The sequence below is a fragment of the Undibacterium sp. TC9W genome, assembly GCF_049339865.1.
In the GTDB taxonomy this organism is placed as follows: Bacteria; Pseudomonadota; Gammaproteobacteria; order Burkholderiales; family Burkholderiaceae_D; genus Undibacterium.
Genome location: NZ_JBMPPJ010000002.1, coordinates 364,227 through 384,553, shown reverse-complemented (window position 1 = coordinate 384,553; position 20,327 = coordinate 364,227). Strand labels below are relative to the sequence as shown.

Annotated in this window: 17 protein-coding genes; 4 read left to right on the top strand and 13 right to left on the bottom strand. The window is 52.2% G+C overall.

Going from position 1 to position 20,327, the window contains the following annotated elements; all coding sequences use genetic code 11:
• Positions 1–30: 30 nt before the first annotated feature.
• Together ACO0LN_RS04020 and ACO0LN_RS04015 are read left to right on the top strand one after the other, a co-directional pair.
• Positions 31–336, top strand: coding sequence for a hypothetical protein (locus tag ACO0LN_RS04020; RefSeq protein ID WP_422971198.1), 306 nt, complete (start codon positions 31–33; stop codon positions 334–336).
• Positions 337–416: 80 nt separating this feature from the next.
• Positions 417–734 (top strand): hypothetical protein, encoded by a 318-nt coding sequence (locus ACO0LN_RS04015; protein ID WP_422971196.1) that lies wholly within the window; start codon positions 417–419, stop codon positions 732–734.
• A gap of 118 nt (positions 735–852) precedes the next feature.
• Here the strand turns inward: ACO0LN_RS04015 and ACO0LN_RS04010 are convergent, their stop codons facing one another.
• The 8 genes from ACO0LN_RS04010 to ACO0LN_RS03975 all read right to left on the bottom strand — a co-directional run bounded on the left by ACO0LN_RS04010 (position 853) and on the right by ACO0LN_RS03975 (position 11,285).
• Positions 853–2,079, bottom strand: coding sequence for an acetate/propionate family kinase (locus ACO0LN_RS04010; RefSeq protein WP_422971194.1), 1,227 nt, complete (start codon positions 2,077–2,079; stop codon positions 853–855).
• Positions 2,076–3,497, bottom strand: coding sequence for a bifunctional enoyl-CoA hydratase/phosphate acetyltransferase (locus ACO0LN_RS04005; RefSeq protein ID WP_422971192.1), 1,422 nt, complete (start codon positions 3,495–3,497; stop codon positions 2,076–2,078). The genes ACO0LN_RS04010 and ACO0LN_RS04005 overlap by 4 nt, the downstream gene beginning before the upstream one ends.
• 16 nt (positions 3,498–3,513) lie before the next feature.
• Complete coding sequence (fabI, locus tag ACO0LN_RS04000; protein WP_422971190.1) at positions 3,514–4,293, bottom strand: enoyl-ACP reductase FabI; 780 nt, start codon at positions 4,291–4,293, stop codon at positions 3,514–3,516.
• Between the two features lie 63 nt (positions 4,294–4,356).
• Positions 4,357–5,529: an ABC transporter permease gene (locus ACO0LN_RS03995; protein WP_422971188.1), complete on the bottom strand. Its 1,173-nt coding sequence runs from the start codon at positions 5,527–5,529 to the stop codon at positions 4,357–4,359.
• A 16-nt stretch (positions 5,530–5,545) separates the two neighbouring features.
• Complete coding sequence (locus tag ACO0LN_RS03990; RefSeq protein ID WP_422971186.1) at positions 5,546–6,700, bottom strand: ABC transporter permease; 1,155 nt, start codon at positions 6,698–6,700, stop codon at positions 5,546–5,548.
• Complete coding sequence (locus tag ACO0LN_RS03985; protein ID WP_422971184.1) at positions 6,697–8,715, bottom strand: ATP-binding cassette domain-containing protein; 2,019 nt, start codon at positions 8,713–8,715, stop codon at positions 6,697–6,699. The genes ACO0LN_RS03990 and ACO0LN_RS03985 overlap by 4 nt, the downstream gene beginning before the upstream one ends.
• Positions 8,716–9,828 (bottom strand): HlyD family secretion protein, encoded by a 1,113-nt coding sequence (locus tag ACO0LN_RS03980; RefSeq protein ID WP_422971182.1) that lies wholly within the window; start codon positions 9,826–9,828, stop codon positions 8,716–8,718.
• Between the two features lie 41 nt (positions 9,829–9,869).
• Positions 9,870–11,285: a TolC family protein gene (locus ACO0LN_RS03975; protein WP_422971180.1), complete on the bottom strand. Its 1,416-nt coding sequence runs from the start codon at positions 11,283–11,285 to the stop codon at positions 9,870–9,872.
• Positions 11,286–11,409: 124 nt separating this feature from the next.
• Here ACO0LN_RS03975 and ACO0LN_RS03970 point away from each other — a divergent pair, with 124 nt between their 5' ends.
• Both ACO0LN_RS03970 and ACO0LN_RS03965 read left to right on the top strand, forming a co-directional pair.
• Positions 11,410–13,254: a PHA/PHB synthase family protein gene (locus ACO0LN_RS03970; RefSeq protein ID WP_422971178.1), complete on the top strand. Its 1,845-nt coding sequence runs from the start codon at positions 11,410–11,412 to the stop codon at positions 13,252–13,254.
• 91 nt (positions 13,255–13,345) lie between these two features.
• Positions 13,346–14,146 (top strand): substrate-binding periplasmic protein, encoded by an 801-nt coding sequence (locus tag ACO0LN_RS03965; protein WP_422971176.1) that lies wholly within the window; start codon positions 13,346–13,348, stop codon positions 14,144–14,146.
• Positions 14,147–14,160: 14 nt separating this feature from the next.
• Here ACO0LN_RS03965 and ACO0LN_RS03960 read toward each other — a convergent pair whose 3' ends face one another.
• From ACO0LN_RS03960 to msbA, 5 genes are all read right to left on the bottom strand, one after another.
• Positions 14,161–16,161: an ABC transporter substrate-binding protein gene (locus ACO0LN_RS03960; RefSeq protein ID WP_422971174.1), complete on the bottom strand. Its 2,001-nt coding sequence runs from the start codon at positions 16,159–16,161 to the stop codon at positions 14,161–14,163.
• Between the two features lie 158 nt (positions 16,162–16,319).
• Positions 16,320–16,949 (bottom strand): Crp/Fnr family transcriptional regulator, encoded by a 630-nt coding sequence (locus ACO0LN_RS03955; protein WP_422971172.1) that lies wholly within the window; start codon positions 16,947–16,949, stop codon positions 16,320–16,322.
• On the bottom strand, positions 16,889–17,944 hold the full coding sequence (waaF, locus tag ACO0LN_RS03950; RefSeq protein WP_422971170.1) for a lipopolysaccharide heptosyltransferase II: 1,056 nt from the start codon (positions 17,942–17,944) through the stop codon (positions 16,889–16,891). Before waaF ends, ACO0LN_RS03955 begins: the two co-directional genes overlap by 61 nt.
• Positions 17,945–17,952: 8 nt before the next feature.
• Complete coding sequence (locus ACO0LN_RS03945) at positions 17,953–18,531, bottom strand: peroxidase-related enzyme (protein WP_422971168.1); 579 nt, start codon at positions 18,529–18,531, stop codon at positions 17,953–17,955.
• Between the two features lie 26 nt (positions 18,532–18,557).
• On the bottom strand, positions 18,558–20,303 hold the full coding sequence (gene msbA / locus ACO0LN_RS03940; RefSeq protein ID WP_422971166.1) for a lipid A export permease/ATP-binding protein MsbA: 1,746 nt from the start codon (positions 20,301–20,303) through the stop codon (positions 18,558–18,560).
• Between the last annotated feature and the right edge of the window lie 24 nt (positions 20,304–20,327).

The window sequence follows — 20,327 nt, the reverse complement described above, 5'->3', positions numbered from 1 at the left end:
TCTTTAATATAGATTTCTTGAAAGTGCCTGATGATCAACTGGTTTAATGCAAAAGCTGCGATAAATTTTGGAAAAGAATTGGGAAAATTTGTCGCAGAAGACTTGCCGCAAGAAATGGCAATGAACAAGGATAAATTTTTCTGGAAAAAACAAGAAACGTTGCAGTTAATTACGATGAAGGTTTATCAATTTAACCGCAAGCAAGACATGAATATCTATAAAAAAGCACAATTTGCCAGGAGTTTCAAATCACAGCTGATTGAAAGTGGCTTTCAAAAAGAAGCGACTCTTAACATGCTGGCTTTGGTGATTAAGGTGCTAAATAAAAAGAGATAATTCAATCTGATCAAAAAATAATTCTTGTCTCAAGTCGCCAGTGACCGTTTATTGAAATTTTCATCAAACAAGGAGCTATCATGTATCCATGGTTATGGGTTTGGTCACCACAGGTTCACTTTCCCTGGAGTGGTAGCGTCGCGCAAAGCATAGAGCCGAATACGACCTGGTTCTACAACATGATTCCACCTGTTTCTGGCAATGCTGAAATAGAAGCCCACGTATTTCAGCTCGCTTCGTATGGCACTCAATTGGGTTTGATCACTGACGTATTGCTGGAGATCGTAAAAGAGACAGAAAATCTGTCCCCAAAAGCGACTGAGTCCTTGAAAGAACTGCATAATCTGAAGAGCAAGATCGAAGTGATAAAAAAAGATCGCTGCAGCAAACAAGACTAAAATCAACTGACCGGTTTATATAGCAATATACGTTCTGGTTCTGGTTCTGGTTCTGGTTCTGGTTTCGGTTTCAAGACTGCTATTGAGTACAATTAAAAGTGCGCTTAGAAAATATAATTCATTGCTTGAGGTGAAGTAGTTGTTGCGCATCCATCGCTGCTACCCGTCCCTCATCGGTAGGCACGGCCCAGACTTCTGCACTGCTGCCTGGAGTATGTATCGCCATGATGTCATCACCACATGCCGCTGCGTTTTTTCCGGCATTGACTTGGATGCCAAGATAGTCCAACCCTTGTGCCACTTGCTGCCTTAATGCGGCATCGTGCTCACCTATACCACCGGTAAATACCAGCACATCCAGGCCGTTCAAACAGGCACTCAGTGCGCCACATTCCCGTATGACGCGGTAGGTGAATAAATCGATGGCGAAGCTGGCTTTCGGGTCGCTGCTCGCGCGCAGGGTGCGCATGTCGGCGGAGATGCCTGATACACCGAGCAGGCCGGATTCTTTGTAGAGGGTGGTTTCTATGCGCTTGACATCCCAGCCCTGCTGCATCAGGTGCAGCATGACACCGGGGTCGAGTGCGCCGCAGCGGGTGCCCATCATCAGGCCGTCTAGTGCTGAAAAACCCATAGAGGTCGCGATACTTTTGCCGTTTTTCATGGCGCAGGCGCTGGCACCATTACCGAGGTGCAGCATGATGACGCGCCCGGCAGCCGGATCAAATGCGCGAGCCGATTGCTGGGCCAGGTGACTGGCGACATAGCGGTACGACAGGCCATGAAAACCGTAACGGCGTATGCCAGTGGCACGCAGGGATTGCGGCAGGGCCAGCGTGGTTTCGCAGGCAGGCATGTCGGCATGGAAGCCTGTATCGAAGCAGGCTATCTGTGGTATGCCGGGATAGGCGCGGCGAAAGGCTGCTACGCCTTCCAGGTTATGCGGCTGATGCAGTGGTGCCAGAGTATCCAGAGTATGCAGGTAAGCCAGGGCTGCGTCATCTATCACGATGGAAGATGAAAAACGCTCGCCACCGTGCACTATGCGGTGAGCTACGGCGGCTATTTGCATGTCAGCACTATGGCTCATCAACACGCCGTGCAGGGCTTGCAGCGCAGCCGCGAACTGGTCGCCACCTGCGGCGCTGATATCCGTTTGATCCAGCGTCAAGGTCTGTGCTTCATTACCTGCATGCCATTGTATGACAGGCTTCCCACTCGGCTGCAACCCCTCAATGACACCTGTCAGATTACTGCCAGTCACGCCATCTTTTGTAAAAGGATACAGGGCAAACTTGATGCTGGATGAACCTGAATTCACCGATAGGATGACGGGCTGCTTCATGGTGCATTCTTCCGGTATTCATGCGCCAGCAATTTGACGAGTGCCGCAGAAGCAACCCGGGACGAAGGGCCATCGGCACGGCTGGTCAATGCAATAGGCACTTTGGCACCGAGGATGACACCACAAGTCGCAGCACCAGCCAGATATTCAAATTGCTTGCCCAACATATTGCCCGACTCCAGATCAGGCACCATGAGGATATCGACATCGCCAGATACGGCAGAGACTATGTCCTTGATCTGTGCTGCGTGCGCAGAGATGGCATTGTCGAATGCCAGCGGGCCATCGACTATGGCACCGGTGATTTGCTTGCGTTCTGCCATTTTGCACAATGCGGCAGCATCGATGGTGGACATGATTTTGGGGTTCACCGTTTCTACCGCCGACAATAGAGCGACCTTGGGTAGGGGGATGTTCAGTGCGTGCGCCAGGTTGATGGCGTTTTGCAGTATGTCAGCTTTTTCTGGCAGGGTGGGATAGATATTCAGGGCGGCATCAGTTAGCAGCAAAAGCTTGTGATACATGGGCACATCCAGATGATAGACATGTGAAAGCCGTCTACCAGTGCGCAAGGCAGTGCATTCAACCACCGCATGCATGAGTTCGTCGGTATGCAGACTGCCTTTCATCAAGGCTTCCACCTGGCCTTTGGAGGCCATTTCGGCGGCTATGTCGGCAGCGGCATAGCTATGCGGAGCATCAACTTTTTCAAATCCTGTGATATCAATATTCGCGGCTGCAGCAACGGCGTGCAGTTTTTCAAGTGGAGCGACCAGCACCGGAATAATCAAGCCCTGCCTGGCGGCATCCACCGCCCCTTGCAATGAGTCTGCATCACAGGGATGAACAACCGCGCAACGTATCGCTGGTAAATCCTTGACACTGTTCAGCAGATGGCGCTGGCGCTCGCCCAGGTCAAACATGGTCATGGTGGGTAAATGGGTACGCGGGCGGCTTACTTTTTCTGTCGGGGCGATGACCAGTGCATTGCCATAAACGACTTTCTCACCTTTCTGGTTGATGATTTCGCAGTCCAGGGTCACGCGTTTTTTTTCATCATCTTTTGCTACGACGGTCGCAGATACGGTCAGGGTGTCGCCTATACGTACAGGCTTGGCAAAGTGCAGATTTTGTTCCAGGTAAATCGTACCTGGCCCTGGCAGGCGCGTGCCCAGGATGGTGGAAATCAGCGCCCCGCCCCACATGCCGTGAGCGATCACGCCATGGAACAAGGTATGTGCTGCATACTCAGCATCCAGGTGGGCGGGATTGACGTCACCTGATACCGTAGCAAAAGCCTGGATATCTACATTGGTCAATGTACGTACCTGGCTCGCGGTCTGCCCTATCTGCAAGTCTTCATACACGACATTGGAGATCAGGTCTTGTTCATTGGTTGCTGTGTTGATGGTATTCATTTGATGTGGACTCCCATTAATTTACGATGTGATAGCCGCCATCCACATACAAGGTCTGCCCTGTCATGCCGGATGAAGCATCACTGACCAGGAATGCGGCCAGCCGACCTATCTCATCGAGTGTCACCAGCCTGCCCAGAGGGGAGCGGGCAACCGCTTTCTGCATCAGTACATCGAAGTCTTGCAGGCCAGACGCTGCACGGGTAGGCACAGGGCCTGGGGATATCGCGTGTACCCGTATTCCTGCCGGGCCAAGTTCAGTCGCCAGATAGCGCACCGTTGATTCCAGTGCCGCCTTGACCGGCCCCATGATGCCATAGTGGGCAACGGCTTCATCTGCCCCCAGATAGGTCATGGTCATGATGCTGGCGCTCTTGCTTAAATGCGGCTCGCATAGTCTGGTGAGACGGGCAAATGAATGGCAGGAGACATTCATCGCGCGCAAGAAACCTGCACTGGAACTGTCGATGACACGGCCATGCAAATCATCCAAAGGTGCCCAGGCAATGGAGTGGATGACAAAATCCAGTTCCCCCAGTTCCTGCACTGCCGCGTCAACAAGAGCTTCCAGCGAACCTTCCTGTTCCACGTCACAAACGACGAGTGTGGATTCCAGCGCTGCTGCCAGCGGCGCAACAAACTGATGCGCCTTGGCATTCACGCAGGACAATACTGTCCTTGCACCCAGTTGCCTTACCATGGCCGCGCAGCCATAGGCAATACTGTGCTCATTGGCCAAGCCTATGATCAGGCCGCGTTTGCCCTGTAATGAAAATGAAGAACTTGCTGCAGTCATCTTTTTTACCTATCTCGGTTGAACCTGATTGAACCTGAACCAGGTGTTTGCCTGCCCGACACATCAGGCAAACTGTTTTTTGAAACGCGCTATCGTCGTCAGGCTCACCAGTACGGCTATCAGCAATATGCCTGAAAACATGGGCCACAATACACTGAAACCAGCCCCCTTCATCAAAATGCCATAACTGGCATTGATGTAGTAATACAGTGGTGATACATACATGCCCAGTCGCATGATGGTGGGCATGGCTTCAGGAGGAGTCCATGCGCCCGACAAAAACATCATGGGGGCGATAATAAGTATCACCATCATGCCTGCCTGCGCCATATTGCGCGTCATGGTGGCGATCAATATACCTATGCCAGCCAGGGTACTGACATACAAGGTAGTCAGTGCAAAGAACAATAACAAGCTTCCTGCTACCGGCACGGCAAAGACCGGCACCAGAATGCCGAATAGCCCAAGAGCGGTGCCGCCAAGGATCACCGCTACCATCGCCACTATCTTGGGTATCATGATCTGCAATGGTGACAGCGGTGATACCAGCAACTGTTCTATGGTCCCACGTTCTTTTTCCCTGACCATGGCAGCCGCAGGCAGCAACAGCGAAAACAGGGTAATTACATTCAATAATTCTGAAATACCCATGAACCAGGCATCATTCTGGTTAGGGTTAAACCAGACCCGGGTCTGGTTATTGATCAGTGGTGCGTCCACAGCCCCTCCTGCCCCGCCAATTCCGCCAATTCCGACACCATAACGCTGCGCGGTTTGCTCCAGGCCATAGCGGGCAACGATTTGGCTTGCATCCACGGCTGCCAGAAAGCCCTGTACAGAATTGGAGGCATCAATCTGCATCTGTACGGATGCCGTGTCGCCACGCGCCAACTTATCCGAAAAGCCTGGCGGTATATCCAGCACCGCCATCGCTTTGCCATCATCCAGCAATTGCTGCCCCTGGCTGGCATACGTGATGGCCCCTGCCCAGCGAAACTCAGGTGACATGAAGCGCCCAGCCAGTTCGCGTGATGCCGCGCTGCGGTCCAGATCAAACAATACTAAGGCCGCATTATTTAACTGGAATGACACACCAGAAGCAGCATTATAAATATCAGCAGAAAATGCATACAGCACGAACACCAGCAAGACAGGGTCACGCATGAGTTGCAACAACTCTTTCCAGGTCATGGCCTGCAAGCGGCTCCACCAGATACGATCGAACAAACTGTTCATTTCATCATACTCCGCATCAATTTTTTGGCCGCTTGGAAAAACCAAGAAATCCTGCTGTAAACAAGGCTATGGCATACAAAGCCAGGATCAGCATGTCTTGCCACAACGCCGCAATACCAACCCCCTTGAGAAAGCTACCCATGGCGATCTCTGCGTAATACATGCCGGGCAAGGCATGGGCAATGACTGAAGCAATGGCAGACAACGAAGGTATGGGAATAATCATGCCTGAATAAAGTACCGCAGGTACTACAGTCACTATGGCCGTACCCACCATGGCTGCCACCTGGGTATTCACCATCACCGACACCAGCAAACCTATGCCGGTAGTGCAAATCACATACAGTATGGTGGATAGCAAAAAGAATAGCGGATCACCCTTGAATGGCGCACCAAACAGCAGCAGGGCAAATGCGGTCAGTGCGCAGGCATTGACGATGGAAATCCCTACATAGGGCAGTAACTTGCCGATCAGGTATTCACCGCGTGACAAGGTGGATGAATAGACGTTATAGATGGCACCGGATTCCTTCTCCCTGACTACGCCCAAAGCAGTCAGAAATGGTGGTGACAACATGAGGATAACCATGATGAGCTTGGGCGCTATCGACCAGATGCTCTTGACCTCCTGGTTATACAAATACCTTGTCTCCAGCTTGACCGATTGCATGCTGTTACGCAAAGTCTCTTGCCCTATGCCTGTCAGCGCAGAGAAATGAGCCGACAAATTATCAAGATTCATGGCGGCATTGATGGCGGTCACATAGCCTTTTGCCGTCAGTGCACGGAAAGGGAAAGTACCGTCTATCCAGGTTTGCACCGTCGTTGCCTGGCCTGATTTCAAGCGTGTACCAAAATCGGGCGGGATAATGATGACAGCCCGCAAGCTGTTATCGACCAGGAGCTTTTCTACGTCCGACTCCCGCTGCGCATAGCCCTGGAAAGAAAAATAACGCGAGTCACTGAAGTGATGCGCATAGTCACGCGAACTGACAGACTGGTCATAATCCACAATCGCCAGGGGAATGTTTTCCACATCCAGTGACAGACCGTAGCCAAACAGCAGCATCAATAAGGATGGCACGACAAAAGCCAGGACAAAAAACAGACGGTCGCGCACGATCTCGCGCCATTCCTTATACGCCACTACACTGATACGCCGCAGATTCATGCTTGCTCTCCCCTGGCTTTGGCGTCTTCTGCTTCCAGCCTGGTGACGATGTGGACAAAGACGTCTTCCATGCTCAAACGCTTTTGCTGGAACTGGATGTCAGGTGTCTGCAGAAGTGCATGGAGACGCGGCAGATCCTGTTCAGGTTCCGGCAACATCACGTGGATACGCGAACCGAACAAAGCAGCACTGGAAAAACCATTCTTGTGCAAAATTTCCAGCGTGGCTTGCGCCTGATTAGCATCCCCCGCTGTCTTCAATTCATACAATTTGCCAGCCTGCGCTTCCACGTCAGCTTTCAATTGATCTGGCGACGCATCTGCGACTATGCGTCCGGCGTACATGAGGGCAATATGGTCGCAGTGCTCTGCCTCAGACATATAGTGGGTAGTGACCAGGATGGTGACGTTTTCTTCGCGCGCAAGCTTGAACAGGACTTCCCAAAAGGCACGGCGGCCCAGGGGATCAACTCCAGAAGTAGGCTCGTCAAGGAACAGCACTTGCGGCCTGTGTATCAGTGCACAACCCAAAGCCAGACGCTGGCGCAAGCCCATGGGCAGGCTGGCTGCCAGCGCACTGCCGAAAGGGCGCAGGCCTGCCATATCCAGTATCCAGTCCATGCGGGCTGCGGTTTGCTGCCTCGTCAGGCCATAGATACCTGCATACAGGCGTATGTTTTCCAGCACAGAAAGGTCAAGGTAGAGGGAAAACGCCTGCGACATATAGCCTATGCGTTCACGTATCTGCCGGCCGGCATCTCGCATGTCGGCTCCCGCTACCCTGCCCTTGCCGCTGCTGGGGCTGAGTATGCCAGTCAGCATCTTGATGACTGTGCTTTTACCTGCACCATTCGCGCCCAGCAAACCGAAAATCTCGCCTTGCGGTACGCGAAAGCTCAGATCATCCACAGCCTTGAAAGCACCAAAAATACGCGAGAGATTTTCTGCCTCTATCGCCAGGCCATGATCGGCATGACGTTGAGCAGGGAGATCAGTAGAGTCAGGATTTTTCTGGGCCGCTTTGCTGGCCAATAACTGTTTTTTCCGCAGGAGCGCGATAAAGACATCTTCCAGTTCTGGCTCCAGCACCTCGTAGTGACTGATAGTGACATCAGGAACACATAGCTGCACTTGTGCGCTGGCCTTGCCTGCATCGGTCTCATCGACGAATACACGTATGTCTTGCCCCAATACTTCCATCTGGGGGAATTGCTGGCCTAGCTGATGGACAGCAGCTATCTGCTGCTCCGCCTTGCTGCATACCATGCTGACCACAGAGCCTGCCGCCAGGGTCTTGATTTGTTCAGGCTCGCCTGATGCCAGTATCCTGCCTGCATGCATGAGCGACACGCGGTGAAAGCGACTGGCTTCATCCATATAGGCGGTGGACACCAGGGCTGTGATGCCTTTTTCCTCCAGCAGGCGCGCCAGGATGCTCCAGAATTCGCGACGGGATACCGGGTCAACACCCGTGGTTGGCTCATCCAGTATCACCAGTTGTGGCTCGTGGATAAGGGTGCAAACCAGCCCCAGTTTTTGCTTCATGCCGCCGGACAGGTTTTTCATCGGACGGTCACGGAATCTTTCCAGCCTGGTGCTGCGCAGCAGGGTTTCCTTGCGCTCACTCAGTTCAGCCTTGCTTAACAGGCGCAAACCTCCGAAGTAATCGATGTTTTCTTCTACCGACAGGTCGCCATACAGATTCTGTCCCAGACCCTGAGGCATGAGACCTATCCTGTCCTTGATCAATTCACTGCTTTTTTCAGAATTGATCAGTGTTCCAAATACCTGCAGGTCGCCAGAGTCGTGTGCCAGCACGCCTGCCACGGATTTCAGCAAGCTGCTCTTGCCCGCGCCGTCAGGACCAATCAGGCCATAGATTTCGCCAGCTTCCACCTGCAAGTCTATGCCATCCATGGCAATCGAGTTGCCATAGGATTTCATCAGTGCACGTGCGAGAACGATTGGTCCGGGAATCGTGGCAACTGGCTGCATTTGTTTCATCATCGCGGGCATTTATTTCCAGCGTGGCTTTTGCCAGGCTTGCTCTTCTTTCCAACGTATGACAGCGTCTGCCGGTATGCCTGGGGTCAGCCTGTGGTCGGGATTCTTGTCTATACTGAGCTTGACTGCATACACCAGTTTGACCCGCTCATCGGTGGTCTGTACTTCCTTGGGTGTAAATTCTGCTCTCGTGGCAATATAGCTGACCTTCGCTTCATAGAACTGCTCGCCCTGCGAATCCACGTAAATACGTGCGGGCAAACCCAGGCGTAATTGCCCAATTCTTGATTCGGCTACATAGACCTTCAGGTACAAATGATCAAGATCGACCATCTCCAGGATGGACCCGCCAGGCATGACAACTTCACCTGGCTCACGCAGACGTGTCAGCACCACACCAGAACCTGGTGATTTGATGAGCAGATCGGCGAGTACGGAACTGGCTTCTGTCACTGCAGCATCTGCCCTGTCGTGCTGGGCTTTTAAAGCTGCAATATCCTGCTGCCTTGCCTTGACCTTGTCGTTACCCAGTTGCGCCTGCGAGAGCCCTTGCCTGGCACGATTCACTGCTTCTTGCGCAGCCTTGACATCTGACTGTGCCACCTGCCAAGCCAGGTCAGCCTGCTCGTATCTGTGCTTTTCGATCACGCCACGCTCAAACAAGTCCTTGTGACGTTGTGCATCAAGCCTTGCTTGCTGTTCGACAGCCATGGCCTTGGCGTAGGCAGCCTGGGCCTGGCTGACTGTTGCATCTGCTAGGTTGATACCCAAGGGCACTTCTTTTTGAGCCACGTCGAGAGCACCTTGTGCAGCGCGGACTTGTGCCTCAGTAGCATTGGAAGCCTGTCTGGCCTGCTCGACCTTGGCCTGGACACTGTCATCTTCGAGTTGCGCAATAACTGTACCTGCCTTGACACTATCACCCTCCCTGGCAAACACCTTGCTGATGCGGCCAGGGTATTTGGCAGCAGCGACGATGCGGTCGCCCTCAATACGGCCATTAGCAACGATCAGACCTTCTGGCATCTTGCGTGACTGTGCCAGATAATAAAAATAGCCACCAGCGATGAGCACGGCAGCAACACCGAGCAAGGCCGGGCCCAGCAATTTGGATTTATTTTCCATCATTTTTCCTGGATACTGATAAGTAATTTGTAATGCGCCACTTACAATTTTCCCGCGGCATGCAACAATTGCAGGCGGGCGAATTCATGGTCATAGAGTGCGTTATCGCGATTGGACAGTGCCTGCAAGCGGCGCGCCTCTGCATCAAGCACATCACTATTCGGCGCCAACCCTGAGCGGTAGCGCTCGCGTGCCAGCGACAGTGTTTCTTCGGCCTGTTCTACCGCCTTTTCCACCAGTTGCATGCGCGCCCTGGTCTCTTGTTGTGTGAGCCAGGATTGGCGCACCTGCAAGGCGATGCGCTCCCGGGTGTCAGCTTCCATTTCACTAATCGCCTGTGCTGTTGCAGAAAGCTGCGAAACCTGATGTCGGACCAGCCCACCATCAAACAGGTCCCATTTCATCACCACTCCTACATACCAGCCCTTGTCTTCAGCCAGGTAGCGGTTTTCCAGCTTGCTATAACCGGCAGTGACGCCTACCTGCGGCATGTGTCCGGCAGCGACGCTATTGGCCTGTTTTTTGTAGGCTAGGCTTTGGCTGGATAACTCTTGTAATTCCTTGCGGTCATTATTTGCAGACTGCAAAAGAGCAGGCAAATCTGCCATGGCGGGCTCTTTGTTAAAACCTCCAATATCCTGTATCTCGACCGCTCTTTCATATTCACGCCCCAGCCAGCGATTCAATGCTGCACGCGCCAGCTCCAGCGCATTGTTTGCCTGCAGCCCAAGTTGACGTGCATTTGCCATCGCCACCTGGGTAGCCAGCAAATCGTGTCTGGCAGCATAGCCCTTGTCAAAGAGTGCCTGTACATCATCTACATGCTTGCTGACTGCAGCGATATGGCTGTTACTGACATGCACCGCATGCTCGGCGCGCAATACGGCGATATAACTTTGCGCAATCGCCAGCTTGAGGTCACTGCGGGTAAGCTGGGTGCGTGCCAGGCTCGCTTCGGATTGCGCCTGGGCTGCCTCGACGCCAGACGAAATTTTGCCGCTGGTATATACAGGTGCAGAAATGCTGAGACCACCGAAATAGGCCGATTCCTGCGCAAACGGCAGCGTAGTGCCTTTCAGCATGGGAAGCGCCGGTATATTCACTTTGGCTGCCGGTTCGCTTTCGGTGCGCATGTAGCCACTTTCCAGGCTCAACTTTGGCAGGTAATTGGCTTGCGCAGAAGCCAGTTGATGTTGCGCTGACTGTTCTTTTTGCTGCGAAGCAGCAAGCACATGATTACGCTGTAAAGCGATGTTCCAGACTTGCTCAAGGTTTTCTGCGGCAAGGGATGGCACACCAGTCAGCAAAATATTGATGCAGATCAAACTTTGTGCGAAAGCCTTGATTTTGTTTGGCTTTCCATCTGTTTCCAACATGCCTGCACGAGCAGCCGTTTGCCTGCGCAGGGCTGGGTTTTGTGCGTCTCTACAGAGAGAAAGTGGTCTGAACAGTGTCATCTTGAATTCACCAAAAAAGAGTATCCTTAGTGTATTGCTGCATTTGCACAATGCAATTGATTCGAATCAATTCAATAGACTGACATGTTTGCCAGAATAGGCTTACATCAACGAGGATGCGCCAATGAAAACTGATTACAGCCCTGCCACCACCCCACAACAAGCCGGTCAAAAGAAAAACTATGCAAGCCCTGCCCGCCCGCTTTGCTATCTTGGTGACGATGAGGCCGAAGTGCATCCTCTCGATATGGCCTTGCAAAACCATATTGCCAAATTGACCGGCGGCATCTCACCCGCCAGCGTGGCTCTGGCCTGGATGGACTGGGGCATGCATATCGCCGTGTCACCAGGAAAACAGCTGGAACTAAGTAATCTGCTGCAAAAACAAATCGCCAGCTGGCCCCAATTTCTGGCACCCGCGCTGACCGGCAAACCCGCAGAGACTGAAAAGAATGGAGCAGGCGATACCCGCTTTGCCGACGCAGGCTGGGCCAACTGGCCCTTCAACGCCATGAACCAATACTTCCTGCAAAGACAGGAGTTCTGGCAACATGCGACCAAGGGCGTGCGCGGAGTCACTGCGCATCATGAAAATGTCGTCAACTTCATGTCCAGGCAGTTACTGGACATGATGTCCCCGTCGAACTTCCCCTTGCTCAATCCCGAAGTCATCGCCACTACCCAGGCCACGGGCGGCAAGAACCTGATGACTGGCGCGGCGCACTGGATGCAGGATAATGGGCTGGAGTTTCAAGTGCCTGGGGTTGAAGCTGGCGAACATAAAACCGAGCAACTGGCATATCAACCGGGACGTGATGTTGCTGTCACTGAGGGCAAGGTGGTATTTCGCAATCACCTGATAGAACTCATACAATATGCCCCGCAGACCACAAAGGTGTATGCAGAGCCTGTCCTGATCGTACCTTCGTGGATCATGAAATATTACATCCTTGATCTGTCGCCACATAATTCCATGGTGCGTTTCCTGGTCAGCCAGGGTCATACGGTATTCATGATTTCCTGGAAAAATCCTGGCAAGGAAGACCGTGACCTGGGCATGCAAGACTACCTCGACAGCGGCCTGTTTGCAGCACTGGGAGAAGTTGGCAAGTTAACCCATCACAAAGCCGTGCACACGGTTGGTTACTGCCTAGGTGGCACCCTGCTAGGCATTGCCGCCGCGGCACTGGCAAGCGATCACGCCAGGGAATACGCACACCATTTGCCGCCTGTGCAAACGGTCAATCTGCTGGCTGCACAAACTGATTTCAGCGAACCGGGTGAACTTGGCCTGTTCATAGATGAAAGCCAGATTGCCATGCTGGACGCCCAAATGTGGGAGCAAGGTTACCTGACCGGTGAGCAGATGACGGGTTCATTTCAATTGCTGAATTCGCGCGACCTGATCTGGTCAAAAATCATGCGTGAATATCAGCTGGGCACACGCAATTCGCCAAATGATCTGATGTCCTGGAATGCGGATACCACCCGCATGCCGTATCGCATGCATAGTGAATATTTAAAACACCTGTTCCTGCACAATGACCTGGCAGAAGGCCGCTATGAAGTACATGGCCATGCCGTGGCACTGAATAATATACACGCCCCCATGTACGTGGTTGGCACGGCACGCGACCATGTTTCACCGTGGCGTTCTGTGTATAAAATCCATGTGCTGACCGATGCGCCTATCGACTTTGTACTGGCGTCTGGCGGCCACAATGCTGGCATAGTTTCAGAACCGGGACATGCGCATCGCAGCTTTCAACATTTGCCATCTGATCAGCGCGGCCAGTCTTTCCAGCAGGCCGAAGACTGGCTCAAGGCGGCAACAACGGAGACAGGCTCATGGTGGACACATTGGCAAACCTGGCTGGCAGGGCATTCCAGCAGCACACAAGTGAAGGCAAGAGTTGTCAGCGATAAAGAACTGGGGGCTGCGCCAGGCAGTTATGTATTTGAAAAATAAGCTTAAATAGTCGCATTAGGAACTTATAGCGTCACCATAAGGAGTAAAATATTTTTTGATATGGCGAATCTCAAGGCAGGAAAAAATCGCAGTGACGATATTAAAAAAAGAACATCAAAAAAGAAGATACTTCCTGGGTGCTCTTACCTCGCTGTATTTCACAGCGGGCTGGGCAGCAGAGCCGCGCAAACTCGTCCTGCTGATTGCAGAATCGAATGCCACCAATACCCCGCAGGTGCCGTATAACCCCATATTTCAGCAAGCCGTGGCTTATGTGGAAAAAGAATTGCACCTGCAATTTGAGTACAGACGTTATCCCTGGAAACGTCTGTTGCAAAGCCTGAATGAGGGCGAAGGCCTGGCTTTTGGTTTGTCAAAAACCAGGGAGCGGGCACAAACCCTGCATTTTTCCCTGCCCGCTTTTGCTACCCATGTCTGGTTGGTCGTCAGGAGTGATCAAGCTTTTGCGTTTTCCCGTCTCGCCGACCTGCAGGGTAAAACCGTGGGCATGGTAAGAGGCTCTACCTATGGCGATGAATTTGAAAAGGCAAAATCCGAGTTATTGCTGATAGAAGAAGATCTGTATTCCCTGCCCTCGCGCCTGAAAAAATTATTGAACAGGCGCACGGATGTCATGTTGTTCAGCCACCATGATCCTGACCCGCGCAAGGTCGAAGCCATGCTCAACAAGGCCATGCCCGACATAGCACCAGATACGCCCATGCCATCTGGTGTTTCATTCAAGGTACTGGATAAGTTTTTATCCGTGGATTACATCCACTTTGCAATACTGGCATCCAAAGATGATGGCATCATTGAACAGATAGACAAGGTCATCAGGAAAGGCCAGCAAGATGGCTCTTTACCCGCCATTCATTCGACAAAGAAATGATGCGCTTCAGTGCGCTATTCAAGAGTCTGCCCCATATCCTGGCAATACAGTTTGACCTGATCCCGCCCGCCTGCCTTGGCGGCATACATGGCAATATCAGCCCTCTTGGCCAATTCGATTTCAGTTGTCGCATGGTCGGGATAAATGGCAACACCTATGCTTGCCGACACTGTATGCTCATTACCTGCAATGAGAAACGCCTGTCCAAGTGCTGCACGTAATTTCTCTGCCAGCAGACAGGCGCTCTGCCCGTCGCTGACATCCAGGGTCAGCGCCACGAATTCATCGCCACCTATACGTCCTACCGTATCAGAATCACGCAGACAATGCTTCATACGTTCTGCCGCCTGCTGCAAAAGGATGTCACCTACTGCATGGCCATAGGTATCATTCACAGGTTTGAAGCGATCCAGATCTATGTACATGAGCGCCAGGCGGGTATTGTTTCTTTTCGCCAGTGCCAGCCCCTGCGCCAGCCGCTCAAAGAACAGGGTGCGGTTTGGCAAGTGCGTCAGGCTGTCGTGATGCGCCAGATAGGCCAGCTTGTCATTGACTTCCTTGCGTACACTGACATCGACTTTGACGGCGACATAATGACGGGTCTTGCCTTTGCCGTCTTTGACAGGGGCAATGTGCGCCTCTTCCCAATATGCCTCGCCGTTTTTGCGGCGATTGATCAATTCACCCGCCCAGACTTCGCCCCGCAAGAGCTGCGCCCACATGGCCTGATAGGTTTCGGCTGGCACTTGGCCAGATTGCAGGATACTCGGTTTTTTACCGATGACTTCATCAGCAGAATAACCCGTCTCCAGGCTGAAGTGCGGGTTCACGTATTCGATCACACTATTGGCGTCAGTGATGATCACCGAGGTCGGGCTGTGCTCTATGGCAGACGACAGGAGATTGAGTCTTAATGCATTTCTCTTTAATTCATCCAGACTGTTTGCCAGCTTGTGATTGACCTTGAAAATATACAATGCCACGCCACCGACTATACTGACAAAAAACAGGGCAAGTGCACCCCAGAAATACAACCAGCGCATATTCACGTTGGGATTGGCGTCATACAAAAAATCATCCAGAGGATAACTGGCTGGCAGCATGCCCAGCTCTGCGTAAGTATCTGCTATATGACGCCAGCGCCCTGGATTCATATACCCTATCGCGATCAGTTCCCGGCTCAACAAATAACTGGTTTGTGCTGCTTCATACTGAAAAAATTTCTTGTTGTGCTGCCCCGCATCTGTACTCTTATAGCGCTGCAATATCATATCTATGATTTCATCCTGATGACTCATCGCATATTCCCAGCCACGCAAACTGGCAGCGCGAAAGGCTTTTACACGTTCAGGATGGGTACGTATCTCGTTCTCGCTGGTGAACAGATTATCGCCATAAAAGTCGATACCGGCAGCGCGCGGCGTGTAGATATTGTAGGCAACGCCCGCCTGCCCGAGGCGAAATGGTTCATTGGTCAGGTAAGCAGAAATGACATCGACTTTCCCTTGTATCAAATCATCAAGATTGAAGCTGTGTTCGATTTGCTGCAGTTGTTCGAAAGGCACATTTTCACGCCTGAGATAGGCAAGCAATTCCTGCGACTGCGGCTCCAGCATCATGCGCTTGCCCTTGAGCTCGTGCACAGTCTGCACATCGTTCACTTTTCTGGATAGCAGTATCAATGGGGAATGCTGAAATATGACAGCCAGGGCAACCACGGGCTGACCTGCCTTGCGGGCAAGTATCAGGCTGCTGGTGCCAACACCATATTCTGCCTTGCCTGTAACGACCTGATTGATGACGTCCAAACCTGGCTGGGCTGGCAAAATATCAACGTCGAGGCCAGCTTCCCGGTAATAACCCAGCTCTTTTGCGGCGTAATATCCGGCAAACTGAAATGCATGAGTCCACTTGAGTTGCAGATGTATTTTGTCAACGGCCAAACTGGCAGGCGCGAGCAGGAATTGCATGCAAAAGCATGTCAGGCTGAGCCACAACTTTCCATGCTTGGTCATAGTTGCAATGTGAAAATAATATTAATAAGCCTAGCATTTTTGCCATGCTGCCTGGTGCGTTTATGCAGCAGTCACATACGTTTGGACTACCGGTAGAGCACCAATTTATTTCCATCTTACAATAACTGGCTATGTCAATTACGGCTTTACACAATCATTTACAGTCGCAATCGCTTGCGAATGCGGCTCAATGCTTCAGGCGTAACACCGAGATAACGTGCAATATCCCGCAGTTGCAGTTGCTCTGCCAATTCTGGGTAGGTTTTTAAGAATGACAGGTATCTGTCTTCCGGCGTCATGGTCAGCAACTCACGTTCCCTCTGCTCTTTCCTGACTATGTGCTGCTCCAGCAACTGCCGTATGGCTTTTTGCCAAGGAGGATATTGATCGCACAATTGTCTGACAGGTGCGTAATCAACCTGTTCAAGCAAGCATTCATCAATGGCAGCGGCGAAATAATCCGTGGCTTGCCCGGATATCAGGACATTTGGGCATGCAAAGAAATCGCCAGGACCAATAAAGGATTTGATCCACTCCACGCCATCAATTCCCAGATAGGTCAGCTTCACAATGCCGCTGGTAACCACATAGACATAGGGCTGCCATTCACCTGCCGCGAATACCAGCTCCCCTTTGTGGAAGTGTAATTTTTTCGTGAAAGGACGCAGGATATCCCATCCAGGCAAGGCCGCGCCTGCGGCCTGCTCCATCAAACGTCTGGTATGGGTCATGACAAAGCGGGCAATGGCAAACGCGTGGACGACAATATAGCCTGCAGGGGTTGCCATACCAATTGGCTATCAAGCTTGTTCATGCAGTCATGATGACCCAGAGGACATTCCCTTTGCTTGCATGGCGCGCAGGACAGACGCAGCGACAGGGAGTGGGCGATATCAGAAAATGGTGGTGCGTGATCAGGATCGGTTGGGCCGTAGATAGCAATCACAGGCCTGTTCAACGCTGAAGCAATGTGCAACAAGCCAGAATCATTTGACACCATGGCGTCACTTGCTGCGATTAATGCCAATGCCTGATCCAGTCTGGTCTTGCCAGCAAACTGGTGAACAGCCGGGCAAGCTGCCTGTATCTGTCGGCAAACCTCGACATCCTTGGGTGAGCCCAGCAAGACAATTTGAGCATCGGGATGTGCTTGCAGGATGGTCTTTGCCAGTTCTGCAAAATGGCTGACAGGCCAGCGTTTGGCATTGCCAAATTCTGCGCCCGGAGCAAAACAGATCAGGGGCTGTTGCGCTGATAAGCCCATTTCCTGCAAGACGGTATTTATCTGTGCAGGGGCAATTTGCAAACGCGGTTTGGGAAAGCTCTGCACCAGATCAGTTACTGGCGCATGCGCCAGCGCTGCATAAAATGCCACCATGGGTCGCGGTGCGGACTTGCTGTCTTGATGCATGACATTGATGAGGCCATAACGGCTCTCCCCCTTGTACCCCACCCGCTTTTTGATACCAGCCATCCAGGGCAGCAGTGCAAATTTCAGGGTGTTCGGCAAGACATAAGCCGCAGCATAGCCACGCTGACGCAAGATTTTTGCATAGCGCCAACGTTCACGCAATTGCAGTGAGCCATGCTTGAAAGGTGTTTCCAGCACCGTATCCACTTCCACCATGGCGCGCAAGACCGGCGCTACCCAGGCGGGTGCCAGCACATCGATCGCAGCGTCAGGATGGTCGCGTTTCAGCAATTGCAGCAAAGGCTGGGCCATGACGGCATCGCCTATCCAGTTGGGTGCAATGACGAGGATACGGTTTGCAGGACTTTGCACAACGACACTCATCTTGGCGTGCGCCCCATGAGAAAGAACTCATCATTTGGCCGCATGGAAATCACATTTGCCATGCGGTTCGACAAGCCAAAGAATGCGGTGATGGCTGCGATATCCCAGATATCTTCATCATTAAAGCCATGACTGTGCAACAAGGCGTAATCAGCATCATTGACACTTTGCGAATCCAGGCAAACCTTGATCGCAAAATCCAGCATGGCGCTTTGACGCGGCGTAATATCTGCTTTTAAATGATTGACGGCGACCTGGTCAGCCACCAGAGTATTTTTGGCATAGATACGCAGTATCGCACCGTGAGCCACCACGCAATACAGGCAATTGTTTTTGGCGCTGGTGGCAGTGACTATCATTTCACGCTCGGCCTTGTTCAAGTTGCCTGTGGTTTTCAGCATCAAGGCATCGTGATAGGCAAAGAAGGCGCGGAATTCATCTGGCCTGTGCGCCAGTGTCAGGAAGACATTCGGTACGAAACCGGCTTTTTCCTGCACGGCCAATACTTTCTCGCGTATGTCGTCAGGCAGATCTTTTATTTCTGGAACAGGGAAACGGGAAATCGCTGTCGTCATGGTTTCTCCTTTATCAATTTTATCAATCAGGCAGCAAACTGCAGGCGATGCAGGTTCGCATAAGTACCACCATTATCCAGCAATTCCGCGTGGGTACCCATCTCAATGATCTTGCCATCGACCAGCACCGCAATGCGGCTGGCGCGTTCTATGGTGGACAGGCGATGAGCAATGACCAGCGTGGTACGGCCCAGCATCAACTCGTCCAGTGCGGCCTGTACGGCACGTTCAGACTCGCTGTCAAGTGCAGAGGTAGCCTCATCCAAAATAAGGATAGGTGCATTTTTATAGATAGCGCGGGCAATCGCCAGACGCTGTCTCTGACCACCAGAGAGGCGCATGCCATTATCACCTATTACCGTATTCAAGCCATCGGGTAAATCACGCACAACGTCAGTCAGGTGTGCTGCCTGCACTGCCGCTGCTACGCGTGCTGGGTCAGGGTTGGCATCACCATAGGCAATATTTGACACCAGGGTGTCATCAAACAAAACCACATTCTGGCTGACCATGGCGATTTGTTCGCGCAGGCTGGACAAGGAAATGTCATGCAAAGAAATGCCATCGAGCAGGATGTCGCCAGAATCTGGCGTGTAAAAACGCGGCACCAGATTCACCAGCGAAGTCTTGCCGCCGCCAGACATGCCAACCAGAGCGATGGTCTCGCCCGGTGCTATGCTGAGGTTGATATCTTTCAGTGCTTCCTGTTCCTGGCCTGGATAAGAGAAGCTGGTGTGTACAAATTCCAGTTTGCCTTGTGCACGGGCTGGCAGGGCTTTGCCGCTATCGGTTTCTGGCAGGGTATCGATGAGGGCAAATACCGACTCTGCCGCAGCCATGCCGCGCTGCATGGGGCCATTCAGGTCGGCCAGACGTTTCAAAGGTGTCAGCAACAGCATCATGAGACTGACAAATTCGATGAAGCGGCCTGCCGTAGTGGAGTCTTGCGCTGCCTGCGACACCGCAAACATGATGACCACCGCTACCGCAATCGCGGCTGCGAGTTGTGTCAGCGGCGTCGTTGATGCAACGGCAATGGTGGTACGCATGGCGTAACCACGCAATTTTTCATTCTTGGCTTCGAACCTTTCCTGCTCATATTTCTGCCCACCAAAGATGCGTATGACCTGGCTGGCACGTGTGGCTTCTTCTATGACCTGGGTCAGTTCATTGCTGACATCGAGCTGGCTTTGATTGAGTTTGCGCAAGCGCTTGCTGACACCTCGTACCAGAAAAGCCATGACCGGCATCATGACCAGGGCAATGATGGTCAACTGCCAGTTACGCCACAACAAGGCAGCCAGCAAGACCATCACCGTCAATGAATCGCGGAACAGCGTGGTCATCGAGACCTTGAGCATCTCGACGATTTGCTGCGCCTCAAACATGATGGTGTTGATGATGCGTCCACTCGACTCGCTTTGATAGAAACTGATGGGCACATTCAGGATGCGGTCAAATACCTTGGCGCGTAGTTGATTCAATAATCTGGTCGAAATCCAGGTCATCAGATAACTGGTCGTAAACGTGCAAATGCCGCGAAACAGGAAAATCGCAATAATGGCCACTGGCACCATCCACAGGGCAAGCTTTTTTGCATCGGCATTAAAACCGTGATCGAGAATGTAGCCCAGCACCTTGGGGAACATGACTTCTGTCGAAGCCGTGCCCAGCATGGTCAGCAAGGCCCACCACACCCGGGAGCGATAAGGCGCGATGGACTGCCACAAGCGGCGGAATACATCGATGGTTTCTTTATTGATCAAACTCATAGTATGAAATTCATATCCTGTCTT